Genomic DNA, 26,259 nt, shown 5'->3' on the forward strand with positions numbered 1-26,259 from the left:
TAAAAATTCATTTCCTAATCAGCGCCGCGGGGAATGCAATAGCAGACGCGCGCTATTGGAGCGCGATGGCTAGCGGGTGGGAAAGGCGGGAGGGGGCCGTTCGATGGCTTGCATCGAAGGGAGTTGAAAGGAAAGGGGGAGAGACGATCAACCCGGCGCGAGCCGCGTTGCCATGGAATCCGAAATGGAATGTACAGGCCGGTATAGGCAGGCGCGAATGGCGCGTGCATCTCCGATGCACGCGCCGTCAGCCCGTCACGACACCGGATCGACCGGCACGCCACGCGCCTCGATATCGCGCCCTGCGAGCAGACACAGATCCTCGCGATGATGCGTGGCCACCACCTGCACGCCCACCGGCGTGCCGTTCACGAGCGACGTCGTGACAGCCAGCCCCGGCAGCCCCATCGCGGGCAGCGCGCGCAACGTGAGCTGCGCTTCCCACACGCGTTCGAAGCTGTCCGGCCCCTGTCGGTCGAGATCGTCGGCGAACGGCAATTCCGATGAAACGGGCAGCAGCAACACCGGATACTCGTCGAGAAACAGTCGCCATTGCCGCGTCAGCGTCGTGCGCCGAACGAGCGCACGGCTGATCACGTCGGCCGGCAGGTCGCGCACCTTGCCGCGCACGGCGGCAATCACCGCGGCCGCCCCCGGGTCGCCGTCGTTCTCGACCGCATTCGCCAACGCATCGAAGCCGTCGCCGAGCCATAGCTGTTCCTGCAGCAACGCGGCCTCCCGCATCGGCGGCGTATCGTCGACCTCGTCGACGGTCCAGCCTGCATCGACCAGCCGGCGCGCGGCATCGCGCAATGCGGCCTCGACTTCGGGCACGACCTCCAGGCCGCGCGGGCGCACGCACAGCGCCGCGCGCTTCGGCACCTCGCGGCCGTCGAACGGCACGGCCACGTTCCATGGATCGCGCGGATCCGGCGCAGCGAACGCACGCAGCGCGAGCGACAGATCGTCGATCGTGCGCGCGATCGGCCCCGCGGTCGACATCAGCTGCGCCCCGATCGCGCGCTCGGGCGACGACGCATTGAACGCCGGCACGCGGCCGAGCGACGGCCGGATCCCGTGCACGCCGCACGCATAAGCCGGGTAACGCACCGAGCCGCCGATGTCCGTACCGACCGCAAGCGGGCCGATCCCGGCAGCCACTGCAGCAGCCGCACCGCCACTCGATCCGCCCGGCGTCAGCGACGCGTTGCGCGGATTGCGCGTGCGGCCGTGCACGCGATTCGACGTGAACCAGCGCAATGCGAACGTCGGCGAATTGGTACGGCCGAGCAGGATCCCGCCGGCCTTCCGGATGTTGGCGACCACCGGGCTGTCGGCGTGCGCAATCAGGTTTTCCTGCAGGCGCGTGCCGTTGGTCGTCGCGAATCCTGCCTGATCGATATTGATCTTCACGGTGACGGGCACGCCCGCGAGCGGCCCGGGATCGTCGCCGCGCGCGATCGCGCGATCGACTTCGTCGGCCTGGCGCCGCACGTCGTCGGGGCGGTGTTCGACCACTGCATTGATCGCCGGATTCACCGCGTCGAGGCGATCGAGCACGGCGTCCGCCACTTCGCGTGCGGACACGTCACGCTGACGCACGCGCTTCGCGAGTTCGGTTGCCGACAGTTGCCAGAGTTCGGTCATGACTTCTCCTGGTGGAATGGCATCACAAACGCTCACGGTGCCGCGCTTCCTCACGAAAGCGCGGCACCGCGTTCACTCACTGCGCATCCTGCTTCGCGCGTTCGGCCGCCGCGATGATCGCGTCGGCCACGGCCTTCGGCTGGCTCAGCATCGCGACATGGCTGCCGTTCACGCGAGCAATCGTCGCGCCGATCCGCTTCGCCATCGCTTCCTGCAGCTTCGGGTCGATCATCTTGTCCTGCGTCGCGACGACGAACGTCGACGGCTTCGCATGCCACGCGGCCTGCGTGACCTTCTCCGAGATGCAACCGCCATACCACGGCCCCTGGGTGGCCGCAACGAGGCGCTGCTGCGCAGGCGGCAGGTCCGGCGCGAAATCCTGCGCGATCGCCTTGTCCGACAGGCGCGTGAAACCGCCCGCGTCCTTGCGCAGCTCACCGGCCCAGGCCGGCGCCGGCAGCCCTTGCGTAACGTCGGCGATCGACTGGCCGTTGTCGGGCGCGAACGCCGCGACATACACGAGCGATTTCACCTTGTCGTCGTTGCCCGCATCACTGATCACGACGCCGGCCCACGAATGACCTACCAGCACGACCGGCCCTTTCTGCTCGTCGATCGTGCGCTTCGTCGCGGCCGTATCGTCGGCGAGCGAGCTCAGCGGATTCTGCACCGACACCACGTGCAGCCCGCGCGCCTCGAGCAGCGGAATCACGCGGTTCCAGCTCGACCCGTCGGCGAACGCACCGTGCACGAGCACGACGTTCGTGCCCTTCAGGTCTTCCTTCGGCGCGGCCTGCGCCGTGGCTGCACCGAACAATCCGCCGACCACCGCGGCGGATACCAGAACGCGTTTCATCAAACCGGCCATCGTCATGCTCCTTTCTCTGTCGTGTTGTTCAAATGAAGTGCTGCGGCGAAGGCCGCGCCTGCGTGCAGCAGGCGCGGCATCCGATCACGAATGTGCGTACAGGTCGTCGGCGGCGCTGCGTGCGGCGCGCGATTGCGCGGCATCGCGATGGCCGGCAGGCGCCGACGCGTCGGCCACGTTGTCGCCTTGCGACTTCGACGGGCCGTTCTGGTCGGAACGCGCGACCTGCTCGGCGGCCGCGACGGCGTTCTGTGCGGCGGCGATATCGTCCGGGTAATGCGCGTCGCTGCCAGCCGGGTTGTAGCCGGCCTTCTCGAGACGGACGAGGTCGGCGCGCACCTCGGCACGCGTGAGGCTGTGGCCGGTATCGGCGAATGACAGCACGGGAGCGACGGCGAGGACGGCAACGGCGAGGATTCGAGCGGCTTTCATGACAGTTCTCCTGGAAGGAAGTTGGGGTATCGATCACCTGGCATCCGGTGCGAACGTCTGACACCGAACGTTTGCTGCATGTCGACAGTAGAACCCGCCCACGTATCCGGCATGTTTCCGAAATCGGGCTTTCTGCATGCCAGTTTTTCAGGAACGGCCGCAGATACAGTGCGATACAAACCCGCTTGCCGATGCGTTTCGCCACGCCCCACGCACCATGAAAAAAGGCGTGCCTCGCAGGGCACGCCTTTCCTTCCACGTCAAATGGCCATCTCGCGTCAGGGCGCAAGCCGCGTGAACACGTAGTCGTGGTTCTTCACGCGCGCCTGGTGACACGCAAAGCACGTCTGATGCTGGCCGATATCGGCCGGCACGCCGTTGATGAAACGCCCGAATCCCCAGCCGCCCGTCGCCGCATAGCGGCGCGAATCCTTCACCATCACCTGCACGGTCGTCGCCTGGCCGGGCACCGTCGCCGGTGCGAACTCGTCGGACTGCTTGCGTTTGTACGCGAGCTTCACGAGGATCGTGCCGTCCGGGAACGGCAGCGTCGCCTGTTCGAGCGCGTGGATCGCAACGGGGTTGCCGAGCACCACGCGCAGTTCATCCAGCGGCGCGGCTTCCTCGGCCGGCGCGACCATTTCCCACTTCCGGTAGCCGGAAGGGATCGTCACGCCGTAGATCGGCGATGCCGCTGCAGCCGGCTTCGGCTGCTCGGCAAACACGGCCGGGCCGCTGGCCGACAACGTGCCGCCCAGCAGCACACCCGCGACGAGCGCACGGCGCCCACCGCGCCGCCACACACCCATGCGTGCCCGCATCACAGATGCTCCACTTGCAGGATCGCGTCGGCGAACGCCTGCGGTGCTTCCTGCGGCAGGTTGTGGCCGATGCCACCGGAGATCGTCCGGTGCTGGTACTTGCCCGTGAACTTCTTCGCATACGCGGCCGGTTCCGGATGCGGCGCGCCGTTCGCGTCACCCTCCATCGTGATCGTCGGCACGGTGATCGCGGGCCCGGCCGCCAGACGCCGCTCGATGTCGTCGTACTGCGCCTCGCCCTTCGCGAGCCCGAGGCGCCAGCGATAATTGTGGATCACGACGGCCACATGATCGGGGTTCTGGAACGACGCGGCCGAGCGCGCGTAGGTTTCGTCGGAGAACTGCCACTTCGGCGACGCGAGTTGCCAGATCAGCTTGTTGAACGCATCGCGGTTCGCCGCGTAGCCGAGTTCGCCGCGCTCGGTCGTGAAGTAGAACTGATACCACCACTGGAATTCGGCCTGCGGCGGCAGCGGCTTGGCGTTTGCCGCCTGGCTGCCGATCAGGTAGCCGCTCACCGATACCAGCGCCTTCACGCGCTGCGGCCACAGCGCCGCGATGATGTCGGCCGTGCGCGCGCCCCAGTCGTAGCCGCCGAACACGGCGCTGTCGATCTTCAGCGCATCCATCAGCGCGACGATGTCGACGGCCGTCACGGCCTGCTGGCCGTTGCGCACCGTGTCGGCCGAGCGGAACGTCGTCGAGCCGTAGCCGCGCAGGTACGGCACGATCACGCGATAGCCGGCCTTGACGAGCAGCGGCGCGACTTCCGCGTAGCTGTAGATGTCGTACGGCCAGCCGTGCAGCAGGAACACGACGGGGCCTTTCTTCGGGCCGAGATCGGCATACCCGACGTTGAGCACGCCCGCGTCGATCTGGTGGATCGTGCCCAGCGACGCGACGCCAGCCGAGCGCTTCGCGGTCGAGGCATCGGGGGCCGACTGCGCGTGCGCGAGCGCGCTGAAGCCGAGGTCGGCCAGGCTCAGGCTCGCCAGCGTCGAGCCCAGGATCAGGCGGCGGCGGGTGTTCACGGTATCAGGCATGACTCGTTCTCCATTGTCGATCGCTAAGGAAGGGGCCCGCGCACGTGCGGGCAATCCGGTTTCGCCGTTCGCAGCGGCGGCGCATGGCACCGCGCCGCCGTGTGAATCGCTTCACCAGATTTATATCCGAACCATCTGGAGGCTTTGTATCCCAACGTATCCAAGTGCGAACACGACACACGGCGATTCAAAAATCGTGCGGGAAACGCGTATCGGCGGTGGGCCGCATGACGGTCGGCCCGCAATCGACGCTCGAACCACACCGATGCGCGAATCCGTTCACGCCTTCCGATCCGGCAAAATATGCGCACGAATCGATCGCCCACGCCACGAAATGTGGTCGATCCGCGCGCGCAGCGTGTAGAGCCCCACCGACGGCAGCGTACTGAACCTGAGCAGCGCGATGGGGTCGCCGATCCCGGCCGGCACACGTTCGATCGAATCGAACAGCGAGAATCCATGCCGTTTCAGGAACGCGCCGACCTCGTCGTCGCGTGCGTGTTCTTCGACATTGACCAGCAACAGTTCGGCCATGACGGCTCCTTTCGTTGTGTGTTCGTCCGTCCGTCAACGGATCAACCGGCGCGTATGGTGCGCGATCATCAGTTCTTCGTTGGTCGGGATCACCCACGCCGGTACGCGGCTCGACGCCGTCGTGACGAGCGGCCCGCCCGTGCTGTTCGCTTCGACGTCGATCTCGACGCCGAGCCACGCCGCACGGCGCATCACGCCTTCGCGAATCGCCTGCGCATGCTCGCCGATCCCCGCCGTGAAGACGATGGCGTCGATGCCCTCCATGGCGGCGGCAAGCGACCCGAGTTCGCGCGCGATGCGGTAGACGTACAGCTCGATCGCGAAGCGCGCATGCGGATCGTCGCTCGTGAGCAAGGTCCGCATGTCGCTCGAGATGCCGGATACGCCGAGCAGTCCGGAACGCCGATAAAGCAGATCCTCGACCGCGCGCACGTCCATCCCGAGTTCTTCCATCAGGAAGAGCACGACGCCCGGATCCAGGTTGCCGCACCGCGTGCCCATCGGCAGTCCGTCGACCGCCGTGAACCCCATCGTGCTCGCGACGCTCTTGCCTGCAACGAGCGCACACATGCTCGCGCCGTTGCCGAGGTGCGCGACGACCGTGCGCCCACGCGCCGCCCGTGGCGCGACGTCGGGCAGCACGCTCGCGATGTACTCGTACGAGAGCCCGTGGAAACCGTAGCGGCGCACGCCCTGGCTGGTGATCGACTCGGGCAGCGCGAACGCCTGGGACACCGCGGGCTGCGTGCAGTGGAACGCCGTGTCGAAGCAGGCGACCTGCTCGATTCCGGGCTGCACCGCTTCGAGGATGCGAATGGGCGTGAGGTTGTGCGGTTGATGCAACGGCGCGAGCGGCGTGAGCTTTTCCAGCTCGGCCACGATCTCGGGCGTGATGCGCACCGGGCCGCTGAAGCGTTGCCCGCCATGCACGACACGATGGCCCACCGCCGCGAGCCGGTGCCCTTCCTGGTGGGCCTCCAGGAACGCGGCGATCTGCGCGAGCCCCTCTTGATGGCCGAACGTGTCGCCGCCGGCCCATTGCTGCTCGTGACGCTCCGCGTGATGGTCGACGGCGCTGAAGTGCGCGGTGGCCGTATAGAGACCATCGACCTGACCGTGCACGATCAGCCCGAGCGTATCGCGCTGCACGTCGAACGCGGAAAACTTGATGCTCGACGAGCCGGCATTCAGCACCAGGATCACGTCTGCCATGGCGTCACCCCGCGCGGCTGGCCGCTTCACGCTGGCCGTTCGCGACAAGCATCGCGACCGCGCACGAAGCGAGCCGGGTCATCAACGAATCGGCACGACTCGTCAGGATGATCGGCACGCGTGCGCCGAGCACGATCCCGGCCGCGTCCGCACCGGCCAGGAACGACAGGCTCTTGGCGAGCATGTTGCCCGCTTCGAGGTCGGGCACCATCAGCACGTTCGCGTGCCCGGCCACCGGCGAATCGATCTGCTTGATGCGTGCGGCCTCGGGATCGATCGCGTTGTCGAGCGCAAGCGGGCCGTCGACGAGCGCGCCGGTAATCTGCCGTCGGTCCACCATCTTGCACAACGCGGCGGCTTCGAGCGTCGACGGCACTTTCGGGTTGACCGTCTCCATGGCGGAGAGAATCGCCACGTAGACCTGCGGAAATGCCAGCGCATGGGCCAGATCGATCGCGTTCTGCAGGATGTCGACTTTTTCCTCGAGCGTCGGCGCGATATTGATCGCCGCGTCGGTCACGATCAGCGGATCGGCGTGCGCGGGCACGTCCATCACGAAGCAATGGCTGATCCGCCGGCCGGTGCGCAATCCGGCATCGTGCCGCACCACTTCGGCCATGAGCTCGTCGGTGTGCAGGCTGCCCTTCATCAGCGCGGAAGCCCGGCCATCGCGGACGAGCCGCACCGCGGCCGCCGCCGATGCTTCGCTGTACGGCGCATCGACGATCTCGTGATCGCTGATCGACAGCCCGAACTCCGCGGCGGTCGCTTCGATCCGTGCACGCGGGCCGATCAGGATCGGTTCGATCAGCCGCTTGCGCGCCGCCTCCAGCGCCCCCTCGAGCGAGCTTCGATCGCACGGGTGGACGACAGCGGTCGGCATCGGCGCCAGCGCCTGGCAGTGTTCGATGAGACGGCGGTATTTCTCGTGTCTGGTTGCCATCGCGGTTCCTTGCTGTCCGTCACTGCACACGATCGAGTGCTGCTACCGGCCCCGTGGCCGGCCGTATTGCAGGAGGCGCACCCAGCACCGCGCGGATGCGTTGCAGGGCCGCCCACTGTGGCTCGCTCACCGACGCGCTTTGCACGCGCGGATCGCCCAGCAGCTTGTCCAGCAGCGTCAGCAGCCGCTGGCGATCCTCCGGCCGGGCCAGCAGCGCCGGCAGCGTGGCGACGGCCTGGTGCGGCGCGTAGGTCGCGACGAGCTCCTGCTCGCCATAGATGCGCCGCCACTGGTCGGGCGGCAGGTCCGGCAGATACTCGGCGTAGGTTTCGGCGAGTTCACGCGCGGTCGCGAGCTGCGCCAGCGGAAGCGGTTCGCCGCTGCGTTCGAGCAGGAATGCCGCGCGCGCCACCGCCTCGGTGTAGCCCCCCTGGTCGATCGATGCGAGCGCATCCTTCACGAACGGCAGGTCGCGAGGGTCCGTCACGACCGGCGAAGCCGCGTGACGATCGTGATACTGCTCCGCGAAATGAAGCATGAACGGCTGCGTGTATAGCGAGAAGAACAGCGACTCGGTACTTGCATCGCGGATCGCGCGGAAAAAATCGAGCGACGCGCTGACGATGTCCGAGCCGCGGCGTTCGAGCTTGCGCCACGGCTCGATATCGTCGGCCGGCTGACGCTGGGCCTTGACCGTGTCGGCAGCCGGCTTCAGCCAGCCAAGCCAGGGATTCAGGTCCGAAAACGCCCAGCGCTGAAAGCGCAGCGGATGAAAATCGCGCAACAGGCGAGCCGTGGGTTCGTTCGACGCCTGCTGCACGAACGGCTGCAAGAACAGTTCATAGGCGCGCTGCGTGAATTCGGACAGCTCGGCGACGGCTTCGAACGCATGTTCGTCCTTGCGCCCGAAGCGGTTGAAGTGCCGCGCGATCCCTTCGAGACGGTACTCGGCGAAGGTGACGTCGTAGGCGACCTTCCCGTCGGCGCCTTTCACCTCCTCGATGGACATCGCATAGAGGCCGGGCGGCAGCGTCTCGACCGCATCCAGCACGCTGACGATCTGTGCGTGCTCCTTCTTGGCGACCTTGCCCGACACGAAGATGCCGAGATGCCCCACGTCATCTTCCATCAACCCGATGATGACCTGCCCGCGCGACTTGATCTCCTCGGTGCTGCCGTAGATGTCCGCGACCCAGTTGAATGCCTGCTGCGGCGGCGTGATGTTGTCGCCCATCGACGCGAACAGGATGATCGGCGAGCGGATCTCGCGCAGGTCGAACGCCTTGCCCGTGCCGTCGCGCACCTCGCCGGACCAGAGCTTGTTGCCGATGAACAGGTTGCGCGTGATCCATTCGATCTCTTCGCGGTTCATCAGGTAGTAACCGCCCCACCAGCGCTCGAACTCGAGGAAGCGCGGCGGCTCGGTGTCGATGCTGTCGTACACGTGGTAATACTTGTCCCACAACGTGTTCGCCGGGTTCAGGTTCTCGAAGTTCTGCACGAGATGGGCTCCGTCGAACTTGCCGTTGCCCAGGTCCGACGAGAGCGATGCGAGCCAGGTACCGCCGAGCAGGCCGCCGGCATAGCGCATCGGATTGTCGCCGGGCCCCTCGCTCCACGCACCGCTCCAGTACGACATCGGGGCGCCGTTGATCACGATCGGGCCCGTATCGTCCGCCGACGAGCTCGCGAGCATCATCGCGGCCCAGCCGCCCTGGCAGTTGCCGACGATCGCCGGCTTGAGGCTGCCCGGATGCAGTTCCCGCACCTTCCGGACGAACGCCTGTTCCGCCGCACACACGTCGAGCAGCGTCTGGCCGGGCTCGGGCTCCTGGAAGAACACGACGAAGTACACGGGATGGCCCGCGCGCAACGCCACACCCACTTGCGAATCGTCCTTGAAGCCGCCGATGCCGGGGCCGTGCCCCGCGCGCGGATCGATGATCAGGTAAGGCCGCTTCGCGGCATCGACGATCACGCCTTCCGGCGGCTGGATGTGAACGAGCGCGTAATTGACGGGCCGCGCGAACTGCCGGCCGTCGAGCACGACCTCGTAGTCGAAATGCAGCACCGGCGTGAGCCCCCGGGCCGTGCGCTCGACGTATTGCGTGCCGCGCTCGCGCAACGTGTCCCAGAACAGCAGCGAGCGCTGCACGGCGTCGACCGCGTAATGCCATGCGCTCGGCGGCGAGGGTCACCTGATCGGCACCGATGTAGGTCATCGCCATCAGGCTGCCGCCGGAGGTCATCAACGGCTCGGCAAGTTTCGCCATCCTGATGAACGAATGGCAGGAGGTATCCATCGCGAGCGCGAACCCTTCCGGCGAACTGTCGACGACCCGCGCGTGCAGATCGGCCCTGGGTGCATAAGCAACGGCATGCAGCAGGAAATCGAGGCTGCCCCACTGCTCGCCGATCGTGTCGAAGACCTCGCGCATCTGGTCGGCGCGACTCACGTCGGCGGGCATCGCAATCGCCGGCTCCAGCTGTTCCAGCAGCGGCTCGACGTACGGCAACGCGCGGGCGGATTGCCAGGTCACGGCCAGCTCGGCACCCGCGGCGCGAAAGGCGCGCGCGCATCCCCAGGCGATACTCTGCTCGTTCGCCAGTCCGACGACGATTCCCCTCTTGCCTTCAAGCAACCGCGTGCCATTGCAAGACACACGCGACTCGCGCACGTCGTTGTTCGTCATCGCGAAATCTCGGGTCGTATTTTTGCACCGGACGAAACCGTGTAAAGGCCGATTGGCCTTTCCGTCGCGAATCATTGTATTGAGGGTTTAATTACGCCCGATCATTCATGCGACATATTTTGATTTTTATCAAAATCGCTTTTGAATCAGATAATTACGATGAAATTATTCAATGCCGAATGGCGTATTTCATCGATATGTCATTCGATCGTGCGCGAAAGCGCGTGTTGCTTCCGCAGACAGCGATCATGTCGCCGCTGTTTTCGCCATAAAACAGAAACGAACGCAAGCCGCCTGACTGCGCGGGCCTGCGTTCGTCGATGTCATGACCGGTTGGCACCCCGACGCACGATCCGACTCCCTGTCGTACGGTACCGACCGGGCCGGCCGCCGGCCGGTTGCGTCCGGGCCGCGCGCCCGGACATCCCCGGCTATCTGAATGCGATCGGCTGATCTGCCGGACGCGGCATCTCGCCACGATGCTGGATCCATCCGCCCCCCAGCGCACGGTACAGGTCGACCAGGTTCGTCCAGCGCGCCAGACGCGCATTGATCAGCGACTGCTGCGCCGCGTACAGGTCGGTTTGTGCAGTCAACACCGACAGGTAGCTGTCGGCACCGCTCTTGTAGCGCAGGTCCGACAGGTCGTAGCGACGCTGCTGCGCGTGCTCGTTGCGCTCCAGCGCCGCGATCTGCTGGTCGTACGTGCCGCGTGCGGCGAGGCCGTCCGACACTTCGCGGAATGCCGACTGGATCGCCTTCTCGTAGTTCGCGATCTCGATGCGCTTCTGCACGTGCGCGAGATCGAGGTTCGCGATGTTCGAGCCGCCTTCGAAGATCGGCAACGCGATGTTCGGCGCGAACGACCATGCCGCCGTGCCGGCCTTGAACAGACCGCCCAACGTCGGGCTCGCCGTGCCGAACGCGGCCGTCAGCGAGATCTTCGGGAAGAACGCCGCGCGGGCCGCACCGATGTTCGCGTTCGCGGCCAGCAGCGCCTGCTCGGCCTGCATCACGTCCGGACGACGCATCAGCAGATCCGACGGCAAACCGGCCGGCACGTCCGGGAGCAGGTTCTGCGCATCGAGCGACAAGCCCGGCGGCAAGTCTTCCGGCAGCGGTTCGCCGACCAGTTGCACCAGCGCATTCAGCGCCTGTGCGCGTGCACGCGCCTGTGCCTGCTGGTTCGCGAGCGCCGTTTCGACGACCGTCTGTGCCTGACGCAGGTCGAGTTCCGTGCCGGTGCCGTTGTCGAACTGCAGCTTCGTCAGGCCGTACGATGCCCGCGCGGTCTTCAGCGTGTTCTCCGTGACCTGCAGCAGATCGTCGGTCGACAGCAGCGTCAGGTATTGATCGGCCACCTGCGACACCAGCGAGATTTCCGACGCCTGCCGTGCGTATGCAGTCGACAGGTATTGTGCAAGCGCCTGGTCTTTCAGGCTCTGCACGCGGCCGAACAGGTCGAGCTCCCACGACGCCGAAAGGCCGACGTCATAGGTGCGCGAGATGATCGCCTGGCTGGTCGGCGAGACACCCTGCGGATAGCGCTGAACGTTTCCCGTCGCCATACCGTCCAGCGTCGGAAACAGCCCCGCGCGCGTGATCTGGTACTGCGCGCGCGCCGCCTCGATATTCAGCACCGACACACGTAGATCGCGATTGTTCGACAGCGCGATCTCGATCAGCCGCTGCAGGCGCGGATCGGCGAAGAATTCGCGCCAGCCGATGGCCGCCGCGGCCTGGCCGTTCGCGCTGCGTGCACCCGCTGCGGCGCCCAGCTGCGTCGCATAGACGCCGCCGGACGGGAACGCCTGCGCGACGGGCGCGTCGGGCCGCGTGTAGTGCGGCGCCATCGTGCAGCCCGCGGCGAGGAGCGCGGCCGCCGCAACCGCCGCCATGCGAATTCGACTCATGTTGCTCCCGTTGCGCACCGCCGTGGCACGCGTTTCAGATGGCACGCTCATACGGCCTCCAGCACGCGAGCACGCTCGCTGGTCGCCGCCTCGCGATGACGCTTCGCGATCAACGTGTACACGGTCGGCAGCACGAACAGCGTGAACAGCGTACCGACCAGCATGCCGGTCGAGACCGTGATCCCGATCGCGAAGCGGCTGGCCGCGCCCGCGCCGCGCGCGAAAATCAGCGGCACGAGCCCGGCGACCATCGCGGCCGTCGTCATCAGGATCGGCCGCAGCCGTACCGCGGCCGCGTGCTCGATCGCCGCACGCCGGTCGAGGTGCTGCGTGCGTTGCAGTTCGTTCGCAAAACTCACCATCAGGATCCCGTGCTTGGAAATCAGGCCGATCAGCGTCACGAGCCCGATCTGCGTATAGATGTTCAGCGTCGCGAAGCCGAGGTACAGCGGCACCAACGCACCGCACACCGACAGCGGCACCGACACGAGGATCACCAGCGGATCGCGCAGGCTCTCGAACTGTGCGGCAAGCACCAGAAAGATGACGACGAGCGCGAACACGAACGTGACCGTCAGCCGATTGCCCTCCTGCACGAATTGCCGCGATTCACCGAGCCAGTCGATGTCATAGCCGGCCGGCAGCGGCTGTTTCTGCAGAAACTCGACCGCTTGTCCCATCGTCACGCCGGGCGCGGCCACCGCCGACAGGGTCGCCGAGTTCAACTGGTTGAACTGCGTAAGTGCGTTCGCCTGGCTGCCATTCGACACGCGCACGACGGTCGACAGCGCCACCATCTTGCCGCCGCGCGTTTTCACGTAGTAGCGGTTCAGCATCTCCGACGACAGGCGCTCCGCGCGCGCGACCTGCGGAATCACGTCGTACGAGCGGCCGTTGTGGTCGAAGCGGTTCACGTAGTTCTCGCCCACGAGCACCGCGAGCGTATCGGCGATGTCCTTCATCGTCACGCCGAGCGCATTCGCCTGGTTGCGGTCGATCGTCACGCCGACCGCGCGGCTGTCGAAGGTCAGATCGCTGTCGACCACCGCGAACAGTCCGCTCTTCGACGCGGCGGCCTTCAGCTTGTCCATCGTCGCGAAGATGTCCTTGAAGTCCGCGGGCGCGCGCAGCACCATCTGGATCGGCAGGCCGCCGCTCGACGCGGGCAGCGACGGCAGCAGGAACGTGAACACCTGGTCGCCGGCGATCGCGTTCGCGCGCGCCTGCACGAGCGCCTGCAGGTCGGCCGCACCGCGTGTGCGCTTCGACCAGTCGACGAGGTTCACGCCGGCAAAGCCGAGATTGGCCCCGCCGACGCCGTTCAGCACGAAGCTCGTATCCGCTTCGGGCAACGAGCGGAACACCTTCTCGACCTGCGGCGCGTAGCGTTCAAGGTAGTCGAGGTTCGCATACTGCGGCGCCTTCACCTGCAGCATGATCGAGCCCTGGTCCTCCTGCGGCGCCAGTTCCCGCTTCACGCCGCTGAACAGCACGCCGATACCCAGCAGCACGCCCGCGCCGAACACCAGCACCGCCGGCCGTGCCGCGAGGCTCGCGTGCAGCAGGCGGCGGTAACCGTGCGTGATGCGCGACAGCGTGTGTTCGATCGCCCGCGCGACGCGGCCCTCCGACATTCGGCTGTCGAGCAGCAGCGAGCTCAGCATCGGCGAAAGCGTCAGCGCGATCACCGCTGAAACGCACACCGCCCCTGCGAGCGTGAAAGCGAATTCGCGGAACAACGAGCCGGTCAGCCCGCCCATAAGCCCGATCGGCGCATACACCGCAATGAGCGTGATGGTCATCACGATCACCGGCGACGCGATCTCGCGCGCGCCGAGCAGCGCCGCGCGCGCGGGCGGCTCGCCGGATTCGATGTGACGGTGGATGTTCTCGACGACGACGATCGCGTCGTCGACGACCAGCCCGATCGCCAGCACCATCGCGAGCAGCGTGAGCAGGTTCAGCGAGAAGCCCGCCGCCAGCATCAGCGTGGCGGAACCGACGAGTGCGAGCGGAATCGTCACGACCGGGATCACGACCGCGCGGAACGAGCCGAGGAACAGGAAGATCACGACCACGACGATCGCGATCGCCTCGATGATCGTCTCGCGCACCTCGTCGATCGACGCGTTGACGAAGCGCGCGACGTCGAACACGTCGCCGATCCTGATGCTGGCCGGCTTGCTGCGCTCCATCGTCGGCAGCAGCGCCTGGACGCCGCGCACGATGTCGAGCGGGTTGCCCGACGGCGTCGCGTTGATCGCGATGTTGACGGCGCGGTGCCCGTTCATCAACGCGCTCGCGTTGTATTGCTGGCCGCCCAGCTCGATCGTCGCGACGTCGCGCAAGCGCACGAAGCTGCCGTTCGCAGCCGATTTCACGACGAGGTTGCCGAACGCACCGACGTCGGTCAGGTCGGTGTTCGCGGAAATGTCGGCGACGGTCAGCGCGCCCTTCAACTGGCCCGGTGCGGCCTGGACGTTGTTCGCCTTCAGCGCGGCCGCGACATCGGCGGCCGACAGTCCGTGCGCGGCGAGCCGCGACGCGTCGAGCCAGACCCGCATCGCGAGATTCTGCCCGCCGACGATTTCGGCCGACGCGACGCCCGGCACCGTGGTGACCAGCGGCTGCGCGACCCGGACCACGTAGTCGGTGATCTCGGGGATCGACAACGTATCGCTCGAGAAGCCGAGATACATGACGGCCGTGGGCGCGTCGGTCAGCTTGGTGATCACGGAGTCGTACGCGCCCTCGGGCATCTTGTACTTGACCTCCTGCACCTTCGCCATGATCTCCGTCATCGCGCGGTCGGCGTTCGCATTCAGGCGCAGCCGCGCCTTCACGACGCTCTTGCCCTGCATCGACGTGGAGGTCAGATACTCGATGCCGTCCGCGGTCGCGATCGACTGTGCGATCGGCGTCGTCACGAAACCCTGCATCAACGCCTGCGACGCACCGGGATAGGCCGTCTCGACGCTGATCGTCGCGCTCTCCAGCATCGGATACTGGCGCACCGGCAGCGAGCCGAGCGAGCGCAGGCCCACCAGCAGGATCAGCAGGCTGCAGACGAGCGACAGCACCGGCCGCCGCACGAAGATGTCGGTGAAACGCGCGCCTTGCGTGGTCTGGCTCATCGCACCGTCTCCCGTTGCGTGGACGCATCGGCCAGCGCCTGCACCTTCGCGCCCGGCGCAACGCGCAACTGCCCGGTCGTCACGACCACATCGCCCGCGCGCAGCCCGTCGTCGATGACGATGCGGCCACGCTCGCGCGCCCCGGCCCGCACCTGGCGCACGCGCGCAACGCCGACACCGCGCCCGTCGCGCTGCTCGACCACGACCACGGTGTCGCCCGCCTGCGAGGTCTGCACCGCGGTATCCGGCACGCTGATCACCGCGTCGCGCCCCGGCAGCGCCAGATGCGCGTCGATATACATCCCCGGGCGCAGCAACTGGCCGGTATTGGCGACCGTGGCCTGCACGGTGATGTTGCGGGTCTCGTCGCCGACCTGCGGCTCGATCGCGGTCACGCGCCCTTCGAAGGTCCGGCCCGGATACGCATCCGTCGTCACGCGCACGGTCTGGCCGAGCGCCACGCGGCTCAACGCCTTCTGCGGCACCGTGAAGTTCGCGTGCAACCCATCGAGATCGGTGAGCGTCGCGATCGCATCGCCCGGGTTCAGGTACTGCCCGAGGTTCACGCGGCGCAGGCCGATCACGCCGGAAAACGGTGCGCGGATCAACTTCTGCGTAATGATCGCCTGGGTCTCGCGGATATCGGCGCGCGCGGCGTCAAGCTCGTAGCGGCGTGCGTCGAATGTCGCCTTCGGCTCGGCCCCGTTCGGCACGAGCTGCTCGGCGCGCGCGAACTGCCGGCGCGTATAGTCGGCCTTCGCCTGCAGCCCGGCGAGCTTCGCCTGTTCGGGCGCGTCGTAAAGCTGCACGAGCGTTTGCCCGGCATTCACGCGCGAGCCCGCGACGAACTGGATGCCGACGATGCGGCCCGCGACTTCCGGCGCGATCGTCACCTGCCGTACCGCTTCGAGCGAGCCGACCGCATCGAGCGTCGGCGCCGTCGCCTGCGGCTTCACGACGACGGTTTCGACCGGCAATGGCGCCGGTGGCGGCGCAGGCCGATCGGCGGCCGATACACGTTCGGTGCGCCACAGGAACAACGCGCCGAACAGGACGATCACCACGCCTGCGGTAAAAAGCATTGAGCGTCTCACTGATATCTCCCCAATGAATCATTCATGACATCAGTTTGTGTGGAGCGGCCCGGCCCGGATGTCAATTTTTTGAATCCCTGTTTAAATATTTCGCGTGCCCGACACGAAAAAAAACCGCATGCCCGGGACGAACGGGACATGCGGTGAAAAGACACCCGCCACGAAGTCAGACGGTCGCGGCAGGCGAACGCGACGCATGAAGGGTCCATGCGCGCGCATACGGGTGTGACATGGCCAACAGGACGGCACCGAACAGCAGCAATGGATTGGTACTGACCGCCCCGCACATCAGGAACAGCACCGACATCGCCGCCGCGCCGGCAACCCCCCATGCGGTTGCGATGCCGAGCAGGATCGACAGCCCCGCCGCCAGTTCGAGCCAGGGCACGGCCAGGTTGACCGCGACGACGTGCGGCAGCGCCACGTGTCCGATCGCGCTGGTCAGCGCGAGCCGCACGGCTTCAGGCGCCGCTGTGGATCGCGAGACGGCAGCTGTCAGGAATGGCCCCGCATCGAAGTGCCCGACGATCTTCGTCAGGCCGGCCCAGATCCAGAATGCGCCGAGTACGAGCCGCAGCACGAGTGCGACGGCGGTCTTCATCGCGCCACCTGCGGATGCAGTCGATGCAGCTGCCGGAAACCGATCATGGTCACGCCCAGCAAACACGCGAACATGATGGCAATCGCCGCGTTCGTCTCCATGGGCAGCGCGCTGACGACCCCCGACACGACGGAGCCGAGCGCCAGCATCAGGCACCCCTGCAGGCTCGCGGCTGCGCCCGCGCGGCCCGGGAACAGGGCCATCGAGCGCGCCATCGCGTTGGAGAAGATGAAGCCCTGCGCAAACGCGATCAGCATGATCCCGCCGAGTGCGGTCACCAGGATCAGTTCACCGCCGCTCGACGCCACGCAGGCCACCCCGAGCGCAAAGGCCACAATGCCGCCACGCATCAGCTGCTCGCCGCTGTAGCGCCGGATCAGGCTCCGGTTCAGCGTCGTGCCGCCGAGGTAGCACAGCCCGACGCCGAGCGCGGTAGAACCGAAGTACGACGCGGAATGCCCGAGGCGGAACTGCACGATGTACGGCCCGATCACGTTCCACATCAGGAATGCCGAGAAGCTCATCCCGAGCATCGCGACGGCCGACTGGAACTGCGGATCGGACAGGATCTCGCGATAGCCCGCGATGGTTTGCCGCGGCGTGCGCCGCAGCTCCGGCCGCAGCGTCTCGCGCAGGCCCGCGAACGCGAACGACAGCACGACGAGCCCGTAGCCGCAGTAGACGACGAAATTCCAGCGCCAGCCGGCCCACTCCTGCACGTGTCCGCCGATATACGGCGCGATCACGGGGCCGAGCCCGAACGCCAGGCTGAGGTAGACGATCGCGACGCGGAAGCGGTCGCCCTTCAGCCGGTCGACCAGCACGGCGCGCGCGACGACCTGGCATGAGCCGATCGCGAAGCCCTGGATCGCGCGTCCGGCCATCAGCACCTCGAACGACGGCGCGACGACCGCGATCGCACTGCCGGCGATGAACAGCGCAAGGCCGAAGAGTACCGACGGGCGCCGGCCCCACCAGTCGGCCAGCATGCCGAATGCGAGCTGGCCGATCGCATAGAACACGAGCGTGATCGTGATCGTGTTCTGCATCATGCTCGGCACGACGTTGAGTTCTCGACCGATGGCCGGGATGCTCGGCGAATAGAGGTCGATCGCGATCCCGCCGACGCTGTTGATCAGCGGCGCCAGGAACACGAGGAAGTTTTCGTATCTGTTTGAGTCGGACATGGGGACGTTCCTGAAATGACGGGACAGGCCGACGCGAGTGCGTGCGGCCCGTCGGGATCAGTGACCGTTTGCGGTGCATTCAACCTGCCTCGGCGGCATACGCGCCGGCGGCGGATCGTCGAGCGGGCTCCACATCGGCAAATCGTTGCGCCTGGCCATGTCGTCGATCTTCACCATGATGACGCGCGGCGAGTTGTCGTAGTACGTACCCCAGTCGACATGCCTGTCACGTACCCGGCTCACGCAGGCGCGGCCGAGGTCGTCATAGGCGATCTGCAACGACTGCACGATGTGACGCACCCGCTCCGTCGCCGTCATCAGCACGTACCGGTAGTGATGCTGGGCCAGCGTGCGGAACACGTTCGCGATCAGGTAGCGCCCCGCGCCCTTCGAGCCGAACGACGAGAACTGCCCGAGCTCGACCAGCTCCGCACGCGACAGCCCGTAAAGGCTCGTCAGCGATTCGTCGAGGTAGTGCTCGGAGAACAGCGGGGCGCTGTCGCCCCAGCTGAGCCCCAGGCATGCGTAGCCGGGCAACGTCATCGCGCGGTCGGTCAGGCACCAGAACTGGTCCGGGCGAGGCTCCGGACGCGCGCCGTGCGCCTGGTAGTAGTGCTGCGAGACCGCGAGCTGCATCTCGCGATAGGCGCCCTGGCCCGGATGAAAGCTTCGTACGATGTGCACGTTCAGCTCCCGGTCAGTACAGCGACGCCGCATGATCACGCTCGATCAGCTGACGGCGCGGCCGCCCGGTGACCGTGTAGTAATCCTTGCGAAAACGCTCGATGTCCGTCACGACCCGGACCCGCCGCACGCGCGCGAAATCCGCCAGCCGCGGTTCGAGCCGCGCCATCTCGTCGCGCACCGCCGCTTCGCCGTGCTCGGACAGCACGATCGCCGCAGGCTCCTCGCGCCCTTCGCCGAACACCACGATGTCGTCGATCAGCGCGCTTTCCTTGTAGACCGTCTCCACCCATTCCGGCGAGATGTTGCGCGCCGTCGACAGGATGATCACGTGCTTCTTGCGGCCGGTGATGTACAGGAACCCATCGACGATCTCCGCGATGTCGCCGGTGTGCAGGTAGCCGTCGGTGAGTTCGCACGACGTATCGTCCGAGTTGTAGTAGCCCGCGCAGAGCGTCGGCGTGCGCACGCGCAGCTCGCCGTCGACGATCACCGGCACGATCCCGTCGAGCAGCGTGCCGGCCGAGCCGATGCGGCGCTGCCCCGGATAGTTCAGCGAGATGATCGAACTGTTCTCGCTGAGCCCGTAGGCCTCGTAGACCTGGACGCCGTGCTTGTCCAGCGATTCGAGCACGGTGGCCGGAATCTTCGCGCCGCCCGTGATGATGTGCGGATTGCGGCGGCCGAACAGTTGCGTCGTACTGGTCGACTCCAGCAATGCGTCGGCCTCCTCGAGCAGCTTCGGCGGCAGGTACAGGAAATTCGGATCGACGCGGGCGATCAGGTCCAGGTAGTCGCGCGCATTGCCGCTGCGTGCGCCGTACTCGGCGTAGTTCGCGGGCATCAGCGTCAGCGAGCCGCCGGACAGCACCGGCAGGAACACGCCGAGCACCTGTTCGATCAGCAGGCTCATCGGCACGATCGACAGGTAGTCGAGCGGGCCGGCCGGCACACGCTTCAGCACGTTCGTCACGAGCAGGCCGACAGCCTCGTCGCGGATCTTCACGCCCTTCGGCTTCGACGTCGTACCGGACGTATGGATGATCCCGCAGATGCCCGGCTCGATCCGCTCGCCGGTGGGTGCACCCGCCGCAGGCCATCCGTCGTGCTCGCTCGCGGCGTTGATGCATGAGATGCCGGGCAGGATCGAACCGATGCGTGCGGCGGTTTTCGCATCCTGCGCGAAAATCGCGGTTGCCTTGTGCAGCAGGCTGCCGATCTGCTCGTCGGAGAACTCGATCGGCACCGGCAACAACACGGCCTTCACGCGGAAGATCGCGAGCATCGTCGCCACCCACGTGTAGCTGGAGCGCGCGGCAATACCGAACACGAGACCGCTGCAATCGCCGTATACATCTTCCAGCTTGCCGGCGATCCGCGTCACGTCCGCGCGCAGTTCGTCCAGCGAATATTCACGGCCGTCCATTTCCCGCACGACAATGCGGTTCGGTGCTTCGGCGAAATGACGTTCGATGAGTGCGCTGATCATGCAATTGCTCCCTTGCGATAGCTTTGTGCACCGAAGATGCGGCGCCCCGTGTCCGCGAGACGGCGGCGGCCGTGCATCACGCGGCTGTTGTCGATCGCGACGATGTCGCCCTTGTTCCAGAACAGGTCATACGTATAACGGGCGGTCACGTCCTTGATTTCGTCCCACACCTCGAAATCGATGTCGGTGCCGTCGGCCCACGTGATCAGCGGCGGCTCGTAGTTCACGCTCGGGCCGAGCAGCGAGTTGCAGAACGCGCGACGGCCGGAGAAGCAGCTGGCGGTGATCGCGTCGGTCACGCGCTCGGACGACACGAGAAACGGGTCGAGGCGGCGATAGTGCTGGCCTCGCACGCGCTGGTTGACGATCTCGAGATGCGAGTCGTTCACCTCGTGCGCCGGCACCTGCAGCTCGACGCTCAGGAAGCGTTGCACGTTCGGCCAGGGAATACGGCGCGAATACTTGATCTGGCGTTGCTCGAACAGGCGACGCACGGCCGGCGTCAGTTCGTGCAGCACGCGCTGCCCGTCGCAGATCGTCGTCTCGGAGCCGACGCGAGCCGGCTCGAGGCAGTAGAACCATTGCAGGTCGGGCGTGAACGGCAGGTTGCCGTTCTCACGGTGCAGGCCCATTTCGAGCTCGCCGGCATCGATTTCCGCGGTGTTTTCCGTCGAGGTCTTGCGCGCCGGATCGAACGTGACGCGCGCCGAATGCTGGCTGACGAAGCGGTTGAAATCGTCGAGCGTATCCGCGAAATTGCGATAGATCACGACACCCGAATGGGCGAGCTGCTCGTACAACTGGTCGGTATCGACAAGGTCGATCGCCTTTTGACCGGGCTCGAGGCTTTCGATCAACTCGAAGCCGAAACGCGGCAACGGTTTGTGCTGAACCTGCGCGGTGACTACGTCAACAACATCCATCATGGTTGCCTCTCAGTGTGGTTAGTTTTGCGTTCGAAGCACGGCTTCGTCGAACACTGACCAATCTACCGACACGGCTGGGCACACCGTTTTAAAAATTAAATGGTGGATGTAAATTTTGTTTAGGGTACTGCAAGGAAACCCGGCTTTGCTTCCTCACCGGCAATAAACCGGACGGCGGCAATCGCCGGCCGGCGCGGGCCGATTGCGGCTATGCGGGCAACTCCCCCGGCTCGAGCGCGTTGGCACTCGCGAGATCCTTGAACAGCGTGCGCATGGTGCGGATGTCGGGGTTCTTTTCCATCGGCGTCGCCCAGATCACGTCCAGCGTGAAGGTCGGGAAGCCGAGCGGCACCTCGCAGATCTGCGCGGTCGACGGAATCGACAGGTACGGGATCAGCCGCCGCGGCAACGTCAAGGCAACCGGCAGCCGCGAGACGATGTTCACGCAGGCCTGATATGTGTTGGCGCGCGCGACGATACTGCGCGAGCGGCCGAGCTTCTCGAGCCAGCCGTCGATCATGTTGCGCTCGGATACCCACGGCGTCGGGAACACGTGGTCCATGTCGCAGAATTCGTCGAGCGAGACGCGCGTCGACGGCGCGAGCTTGCGCGACGCGGTCAGACACACAAAGGTGTCGGAAAGGACCGATTCCCATTGCAGGTCGGGATGCAGCCGGTGATAGCCGGGACCGAAGCCGATCGCGAAATCGATTTCTCCGGCCAGCAGCCGCTCTACCGGCAGTTCGCGGCCGAGGCGGTCGACGATCAGCGAGGTTTCGCGGCCGCGCTTCATGAACGACTCGAGCACGCCCGGCAGCAGCAGCAGCTCGAAGTACTCCGGCGCGCAGACGCGCATCACGCGGCGGGTCGTTGCGACCACCTGGTCGTCATCCATGTCGGCGCAGTGGTTCACCGCATCGATCACGTTTCGCAGATAGGGCTCGATAGCCTCGGCCTTGGCCGTCGCGACGAGGCTGCCGTGATCGACATCGAAGAGCACGTCGTGGAAGCAATTGCGCAACCGCTTCAGGCAATAGCTGACGGTGGGCTGGCTGATGCTCATGACCTCGGCGGTGCGGCGGGCGCTTTTGTGTTCGTACAGACACAGAAACACCATCACGTCTTGCAGATCGAGTTGGCGCAATACGTTGCTGTTGAGCACGATTTTCCTCGTTGTTGTTGTCATTGGACTGTTTCCCGGTACCGCGCAATACCCCGGTCATGCCGCGGCGATCGTCGATCGCCCTGTTCCGTCACGCCTGGTCGGCGTCGTCCTGCGGCAGCGCCTCTCCCGGCAAGGCGAGCAGCGCCTGCTTCAAGAGCGCCGCAAGCATCGTCCGGTCTTCGGCCTCGAGCCCGCCGAGCAGCAGATTCTGCGTATCCACGTGCACGTGCACGGCCCGATCGATCAGCTCGAGGCCTGCCGGCGTCAACCGCACGGTAAGGCCGCGGCCATCCTGCGGATTCGGCACACGCTCGACGAGGTCGGCCTGCTCCAGGCGCATCAACCGGTTGGTGATCGCGCCGGACGTGATCATGAGCGAGCGATAAAGTTGCGTCGGCGACAGCTCGTAAGGCTTGCCGGCACGCCGAAGCGTCGCCAGCACGTCGAATTCGCCTTCCTTGAATCCAAACGGCGACAGCGCCTCCGTCCGCGCCTTCTCGCAGTGCTTCGTCAGCCGCGCGAGCCGGCCGAAGATCTCCATCGACGCGACGTCGAGCTCGGGGCGTTCGTGGCGCCATTGAGCCACCACACGGTCGACATGATCCTCCTTGACCCACGCAATCATGAATGTCCTCGCATTTGAAGGGGTTCTCGGTGAGTGCTTGTCATCAATATATCTCAATATTAAGATAATCGCGAGAGCGCATGTTGGGCGCGACTACGGAGCAGACCCATGACAAAACTATCATTCGGAGACCATGATCTCTACTACGCTGATGTCGGCAGTGGTACGCCTGTCGTGTTGATTCACGATTTAGGCAGTTGCGGGCGCGCATGGGCGCGCCAGATGTCGTTCCTGCGTCAGGCCGGTTTTCGCGTGATCGTGCCGGACCTTCCCGGTCACGGCGCGTCGTCCTATCCGGATCGCACGCTCGACATTCAGGCGTTCGCCGGCGGCCTGGAATGCCTGCTGGATCATCTCGGGCTGGAAAGCGCGAACCTGGTCGGCCTGTCGCTCGGCGGAGCCATTGCACTATCGGTGGCGATCGACGCGCCCTCGCGCGTCGGCAAGCTGATTGTCTGCAACGGATTCTCGAGCCTGGTTGCCGACGATGTCGCGCGCCGGTTCGAACTCTGGAAGGCAAGGTTCCAGCGCGGCGACGGCGCGACGCGCTGGTTCGAGGAAATGTGGCCGTTATTGGTGAGCGCCGACTACGCTCAAACGGAAGATGGCGAGATCGCATATCAGATCGGCCATGCCCATGCGGCAGGAACCGATCCGGCGTTCCTCGCCCGACTTTGCGCGGGAATCGCGAATTACGACGTGCGGAGAAGACTGAACCTCGTCCGCAGCGAGACGCTGGTTCTGCAAAGCGACGACGATGGCGTTCATCCGGCGATCGAGGGCCAGCGGCTTGCCGCCATGATCCCGGGGGCACGATTCGGTGCACTGCCGGGAAGCGGGCATCATCCGAATCTCGACAGCGCCAGGACATTCAACTGGACACTCTTGCGCTTCCTGTCGGATCACAATGAGCTGGATGCCGCGCCTGTTGCATCTCATTGAGACGATTGCCGGAGCCCATCCGATACTCGACACCACGCGTCACACCCACGAAAGCGAACGCCGGCCGCATGACCGCCAGCCTGCGTTCGCACGCCCGTCTCGCGCTTACACGCGCCGCAGCGGCCGGAACCCGGCACGTACTTCACGCGCAAACAGTTCAGGCTCCTCCCATGCCGCGAAGTGCCCACCCTTGTCGACTTCGTTGAAGTAGATCAGGTTGTGATAACTGCGCTCGGCCCAACTGCGCGGCGCCTGATAGATCTCCCCCGGAAACACCGTGATCGCGGCCGGCAACGAGATATCCACCGCGTTGAAGTTGTTCGAGTGATCCTCCCAGTAGATCTGCGCAGCCGACGTCGCGGTGTTCGTCAGCCAGTACAACGAAATGTCGTCGAGGATCTCGTCGCGTGGAATCGAGCGCTCCGGCACGCCGCCGCTGTACGTCCATTGCGAGATCTTGTCATACATCCACGCCGCCTGCCCCGACGGCGAATCCGCGAGCGCGTAGCCGACCGTCTGCGGCCGCGTGACCATCATCGCCGAGTAGCCGCAGTTGTCGCGATAGAACGTCGCGAGCTTCTCGTACGCGGCCTTTTCCTTCTGCGACAGCGAAGCCGGCGCGGGCGCATCGGTCGCGAGCAGCGTCGCGATATCCGGCGGCACCGTCGCCGGCATGTTCACGTGAATCCCGGCCAGACCCTGCACGCGCTGCATCGCCATCCGGTGCGAGATCACCGAGCCGCAGTCGCCGCCCTGCGACACGAAGCGCGTATAGCCGAGCCGCGCCATCAGCTCGCCCCACGCACGCGCGATGTGGTCCGAGCCCCAGCCGGTCTTCGTCGGCCGGCCCGAAAAACCAAAGCCCGGCAGCGACGGCACGACGACATGGAACGCATCGTCCGCGCTCGCGCCGTGTGCGGTCGGGTCGGTCAGCGGGCCGATCGCCTTCAGCAGTTCGAAGATCGAACCGGGCCAGCCGTGCGTCATGATCATCGGCATCGCGTTCTCGTGCCGCGAACGTACGTGGATGAAGTGAATATCGAGCCCGTCGATTTCCGTGATGAACATCGGGAAACCGTTCAGGCGCGCCTCGCCCTTGCGCCAGTCGTAGTCGGTGCCCCAGTAGCGCAGCAGCGCCTGCATGCGCGCGAGCCGCACGCCCTGCGATTCGTCGGCGACGGTCTCGCGGCCCGGCCAGCGTGTCGCCGCAATGCGGCGGCGCAGGTCGGCGACGGCTTCATCGGGAATGCGCGCGGTGAACGGGCGTATGCCGCTCGCGCCGGTGGCGGCATGCAGCGCGGTGGGCAGCATCGCCGAAACCCCGGCGGCCACGGAAGTGGCCAGCAGGTGGCGACGCATCGGGGAAAACGGTGTGGAAGACATCGTTCGGCATCTCCTTTCGTGAAGTGGAAAGTGAACATGCCGCGCGCGGGATCGCGCGCAGGCTTTCCATCCGGCGCGCCCTCGTCACGCGGCGTCGCCCATTTGAAAGGTCTGATGTATCCCGGATTTGTCTGATTTGTACGCGTTTGTAGCCGTGCCCGGCGAGCGGCCCGCGCCGCCGCTCGCTCGTCGATCGAGACGCTCAGAGCGCCTTGACGATCGCGCCGTCGACGCGAATGTTCTGCCCGGTGATGTAGCCCGCGCCGTCCGACAGCAGGAACGCGACCGTCTTCGCGATCTCGCCCGTCTTGCCGAAGCGGCCGGCCGGAATGCGCGCGACGATCTCCGGCGTTTCCGGCCAGCTGTCGATGAAGCCCGGCAGCACCGCGTTCATCCGGATGTTCTCGGCCGCATAGCGTTCCGCGTACAGGCGCGTCCACGCGCTCAGCGCCGCCCGCAGCGCCGACGACACGGGCATCGGCTGCTCGGGCGCGTCGGCCGCGAAGCTCGAGATGTTGACCACCGCGCCGCCGCCCTGCTTCTGGAAGATCGGCGTCACGCGGCGCATCACGCGCACCACGTTCAACAGGATCAGGTCGAGCCCCGCATGCCAGTTGTCGTCGGTGATCGCCAGCAGATCGCCCTTCGGCGGATGGCCCGTGTTGTTCACGACCGCGTCGATCCGGCCGTAGCGCGCGACCGTTTCCTGTACGAGCCTGTCGATATCGGCTTCTTCCGTCACCGAGCCCTTGATGCCGAAGCCGCCCAGCTCCTCGCCGAGCGCCACCGCGCTGCCCGACGGCGACATCAGCGCGACGCGATAGCCCGTCGCCGCCAGTTCGCGCGCGATCGCCGCGCCCATGCCCTTGCCCGCCGCCGTGATCAACGCCACTTTTTCTACAGTCACGATGTGCTCCTCGTTC

22 protein-coding genes and 1 pseudogene are annotated in these 26,259 nt (G+C 66.0%); 1 reads left to right on the top strand and 22 read right to left on the bottom strand.

The window, feature by feature from the left end:
* Positions 1–255 precede the first annotated feature (255 nt).
* The 20 genes and pseudogenes from AC5LXX_RS28315 to AC5LXX_RS28410 form a co-directional block, all read right to left on the bottom strand.
* On the bottom strand, positions 256–1,647 hold the full coding sequence (locus AC5LXX_RS28315; protein WP_493411904.1) for an amidase family protein: 1,392 nt from the start codon (positions 1,645–1,647) through the stop codon (positions 256–258).
* Positions 1,648–1,723: 76 nt separating this feature from the next.
* The gene (locus tag AC5LXX_RS28320) at positions 1,724–2,515 is read right to left on the bottom strand and encodes an alpha/beta fold hydrolase (RefSeq protein ID WP_493411905.1); all 792 of its coding nucleotides are present in this window, start codon (positions 2,513–2,515) and stop codon (positions 1,724–1,726) included.
* 84 nt (positions 2,516–2,599) lie between these two features.
* On the bottom strand, positions 2,600–2,947 hold the full coding sequence (locus AC5LXX_RS28325; protein WP_493411906.1) for a DUF4148 domain-containing protein: 348 nt from the start codon (positions 2,945–2,947) through the stop codon (positions 2,600–2,602).
* A gap of 278 nt (positions 2,948–3,225) precedes the next feature.
* On the bottom strand, positions 3,226–3,768 hold the full coding sequence (locus AC5LXX_RS28330) for a cytochrome P460 family protein (protein WP_493411907.1): 543 nt from the start codon (positions 3,766–3,768) through the stop codon (positions 3,226–3,228).
* Positions 3,768–4,811: an alpha/beta fold hydrolase gene (locus AC5LXX_RS28335; protein ID WP_493411908.1), complete on the bottom strand. Its 1,044-nt coding sequence runs from the start codon at positions 4,809–4,811 to the stop codon at positions 3,768–3,770. The genes AC5LXX_RS28330 and AC5LXX_RS28335 overlap by 1 nt, the downstream gene beginning before the upstream one ends.
* 279 nt (positions 4,812–5,090) lie before the next feature.
* Positions 5,091–5,345: an RNA-binding protein gene (locus AC5LXX_RS28340; RefSeq protein WP_493411909.1), complete on the bottom strand. Its 255-nt coding sequence runs from the start codon at positions 5,343–5,345 to the stop codon at positions 5,091–5,093.
* 33 nt (positions 5,346–5,378) lie between these two features.
* Positions 5,379–6,557: an acetate/propionate family kinase gene (locus AC5LXX_RS28345; protein WP_493411910.1), complete on the bottom strand. Its 1,179-nt coding sequence runs from the start codon at positions 6,555–6,557 to the stop codon at positions 5,379–5,381.
* Positions 6,558–6,561: 4 nt separating this feature from the next.
* Positions 6,562–7,500: a phosphate acetyltransferase gene (locus AC5LXX_RS28350; RefSeq protein WP_493411911.1), complete on the bottom strand. Its 939-nt coding sequence runs from the start codon at positions 7,498–7,500 to the stop codon at positions 6,562–6,564.
* Positions 7,501–7,519: 19 nt separating this feature from the next.
* On the bottom strand, positions 7,520–9,655 hold the full coding sequence (locus tag AC5LXX_RS28355) for a DUF3141 domain-containing protein (RefSeq protein ID WP_493411912.1): 2,136 nt from the start codon (positions 9,653–9,655) through the stop codon (positions 7,520–7,522).
* Positions 9,621–10,193 (bottom strand): annotated as a pseudogene (locus AC5LXX_RS28360) (SDR family oxidoreductase); the annotation flags it as partial. The gene AC5LXX_RS28355 and the pseudogene AC5LXX_RS28360, both read right to left, overlap by 35 nt.
* 431 nt (positions 10,194–10,624) lie before the next feature.
* Positions 10,625–12,106: an efflux transporter outer membrane subunit gene (locus AC5LXX_RS28365; protein ID WP_493411913.1), complete on the bottom strand. Its 1,482-nt coding sequence runs from the start codon at positions 12,104–12,106 to the stop codon at positions 10,625–10,627.
* A 47-nt stretch (positions 12,107–12,153) separates the two neighbouring features.
* Positions 12,154–15,240, bottom strand: a complete 3,087-nt coding sequence (locus AC5LXX_RS28370) for an efflux RND transporter permease subunit (RefSeq protein ID WP_493411914.1) — start codon at positions 15,238–15,240, stop codon at positions 12,154–12,156.
* Positions 15,237–16,334 carry an efflux RND transporter periplasmic adaptor subunit gene (locus AC5LXX_RS28375; protein ID WP_493411915.1) on the bottom strand — a complete coding sequence of 366 codons (1,098 nt, stop codon included), beginning with the start codon at positions 16,332–16,334 and terminating at the stop codon, positions 15,237–15,239. Before AC5LXX_RS28375 ends, AC5LXX_RS28370 begins: the two co-directional genes overlap by 4 nt.
* Positions 16,335–16,500: 166 nt before the next feature.
* Positions 16,501–16,935: a DoxX family protein gene (locus AC5LXX_RS28380; RefSeq protein WP_493411916.1), complete on the bottom strand. Its 435-nt coding sequence runs from the start codon at positions 16,933–16,935 to the stop codon at positions 16,501–16,503.
* Positions 16,932–18,122: a multidrug effflux MFS transporter gene (locus AC5LXX_RS28385; protein ID WP_493411917.1), complete on the bottom strand. Its 1,191-nt coding sequence runs from the start codon at positions 18,120–18,122 to the stop codon at positions 16,932–16,934. The genes AC5LXX_RS28380 and AC5LXX_RS28385 overlap by 4 nt, the downstream gene beginning before the upstream one ends.
* A 57-nt stretch (positions 18,123–18,179) precedes the next feature.
* Complete coding sequence (locus AC5LXX_RS28390) at positions 18,180–18,806, bottom strand: thermostable hemolysin (protein WP_493411918.1); 627 nt, start codon at positions 18,804–18,806, stop codon at positions 18,180–18,182.
* A 13-nt stretch (positions 18,807–18,819) separates the two neighbouring features.
* On the bottom strand, positions 18,820–20,295 hold the full coding sequence (locus tag AC5LXX_RS28395) for an AMP-binding protein (RefSeq protein WP_322082240.1): 1,476 nt from the start codon (positions 20,293–20,295) through the stop codon (positions 18,820–18,822).
* Complete coding sequence (locus AC5LXX_RS28400) at positions 20,292–21,221, bottom strand: TauD/TfdA family dioxygenase (RefSeq protein ID WP_124451466.1); 930 nt, start codon at positions 21,219–21,221, stop codon at positions 20,292–20,294. Before AC5LXX_RS28400 ends, AC5LXX_RS28395 begins: the two co-directional genes overlap by 4 nt.
* 208 nt (positions 21,222–21,429) lie before the next feature.
* The gene (locus AC5LXX_RS28405; protein WP_124451468.1) at positions 21,430–22,383 is read right to left on the bottom strand and encodes a LysR family transcriptional regulator; all 954 of its coding nucleotides are present in this window, start codon (positions 22,381–22,383) and stop codon (positions 21,430–21,432) included.
* A gap of 91 nt (positions 22,384–22,474) precedes the next feature.
* Positions 22,475–23,011 (bottom strand): MarR family winged helix-turn-helix transcriptional regulator, encoded by a 537-nt coding sequence (locus tag AC5LXX_RS28410; protein WP_493411919.1) that lies wholly within the window; start codon positions 23,009–23,011, stop codon positions 22,475–22,477.
* Between the two features lie 108 nt (positions 23,012–23,119).
* On the opposite strand from AC5LXX_RS28410, the gene AC5LXX_RS28415 reads away from it, so the two are divergent.
* Positions 23,120–23,953 (top strand): alpha/beta fold hydrolase, encoded by an 834-nt coding sequence (locus tag AC5LXX_RS28415; RefSeq protein WP_124451472.1) that lies wholly within the window; start codon positions 23,120–23,122, stop codon positions 23,951–23,953.
* A 105-nt stretch (positions 23,954–24,058) separates the two neighbouring features.
* Here the strand turns inward: AC5LXX_RS28415 and AC5LXX_RS28420 are convergent, their stop codons facing one another.
* The gene (locus AC5LXX_RS28420; protein WP_493411920.1) at positions 24,059–25,336 is read right to left on the bottom strand and encodes an epoxide hydrolase family protein; all 1,278 of its coding nucleotides are present in this window, start codon (positions 25,334–25,336) and stop codon (positions 24,059–24,061) included.
* 202 nt (positions 25,337–25,538) lie between these two features.
* Positions 25,539–26,243, bottom strand: a complete 705-nt coding sequence (locus tag AC5LXX_RS28425) for an SDR family oxidoreductase (RefSeq protein WP_282507772.1) — start codon at positions 26,241–26,243, stop codon at positions 25,539–25,541.
* Positions 26,244–26,259 lie beyond the last annotated feature (16 nt).

The organism is Burkholderia torrens, from assembly GCF_984668525.1.

Coding starts and splice junctions, on each gene's coding strand:
- AC5LXX_RS28410 (WP_493411919.1), bottom strand. CDS start 23,011: ATGATTGCGTGGGTCAAGGAGGATCATGTCGACCGTGTGGTGGCTCAA.
- AC5LXX_RS28340 (WP_493411909.1), bottom strand. CDS start 5,345: ATGGCCGAACTGTTGCTGGTCAATGTCGAAGAACACGCACGCGACGAC.
- AC5LXX_RS28335 (WP_493411908.1), bottom strand. CDS start 4,811: ATGCCTGATACCGTGAACACCCGCCGCCGCCTGATCCTGGGCTCGACG.
- AC5LXX_RS28385 (WP_493411917.1), bottom strand. CDS start 18,122: ATGTCCGACTCAAACAGATACGAAAACTTCCTCGTGTTCCTGGCGCCG.
- AC5LXX_RS28370 (WP_493411914.1), bottom strand. CDS start 15,240: ATGAGCCAGACCACGCAAGGCGCGCGTTTCACCGACATCTTCGTGCGG.
- AC5LXX_RS28415 (WP_124451472.1), top strand. CDS start 23,120: ATGACAAAACTATCATTCGGAGACCATGATCTCTACTACGCTGATGTC.
- AC5LXX_RS28315 (WP_493411904.1), bottom strand. CDS start 1,647: ATGACCGAACTCTGGCAACTGTCGGCAACCGAACTCGCGAAGCGCGTG.
- AC5LXX_RS28365 (WP_493411913.1), bottom strand. CDS start 12,106: ATGAGTCGAATTCGCATGGCGGCGGTTGCGGCGGCCGCGCTCCTCGCC.
- AC5LXX_RS28325 (WP_493411906.1), bottom strand. CDS start 2,947: ATGAAAGCCGCTCGAATCCTCGCCGTTGCCGTCCTCGCCGTCGCTCCC.
- AC5LXX_RS28395 (WP_322082240.1), bottom strand. CDS start 20,295: ATGATCAGCGCACTCATCGAACGTCATTTCGCCGAAGCACCGAACCGC.
- AC5LXX_RS28320 (WP_493411905.1), bottom strand. CDS start 2,515: ATGGCCGGTTTGATGAAACGCGTTCTGGTATCCGCCGCGGTGGTCGGC.
- AC5LXX_RS28420 (WP_493411920.1), bottom strand. CDS start 25,336: ATGTCTTCCACACCGTTTTCCCCGATGCGTCGCCACCTGCTGGCCACT.
- AC5LXX_RS28345 (WP_493411910.1), bottom strand. CDS start 6,557: ATGGCAGACGTGATCCTGGTGCTGAATGCCGGCTCGTCGAGCATCAAG.
- AC5LXX_RS28380 (WP_493411916.1), bottom strand. CDS start 16,935: ATGAAGACCGCCGTCGCACTCGTGCTGCGGCTCGTACTCGGCGCATTC.
- AC5LXX_RS28400 (WP_124451466.1), bottom strand. CDS start 21,221: ATGATGGATGTTGTTGACGTAGTCACCGCGCAGGTTCAGCACAAACCG.
- AC5LXX_RS28330 (WP_493411907.1), bottom strand. CDS start 3,768: ATGCGGGCACGCATGGGTGTGTGGCGGCGCGGTGGGCGCCGTGCGCTC.
- AC5LXX_RS28350 (WP_493411911.1), bottom strand. CDS start 7,500: ATGGCAACCAGACACGAGAAATACCGCCGTCTCATCGAACACTGCCAG.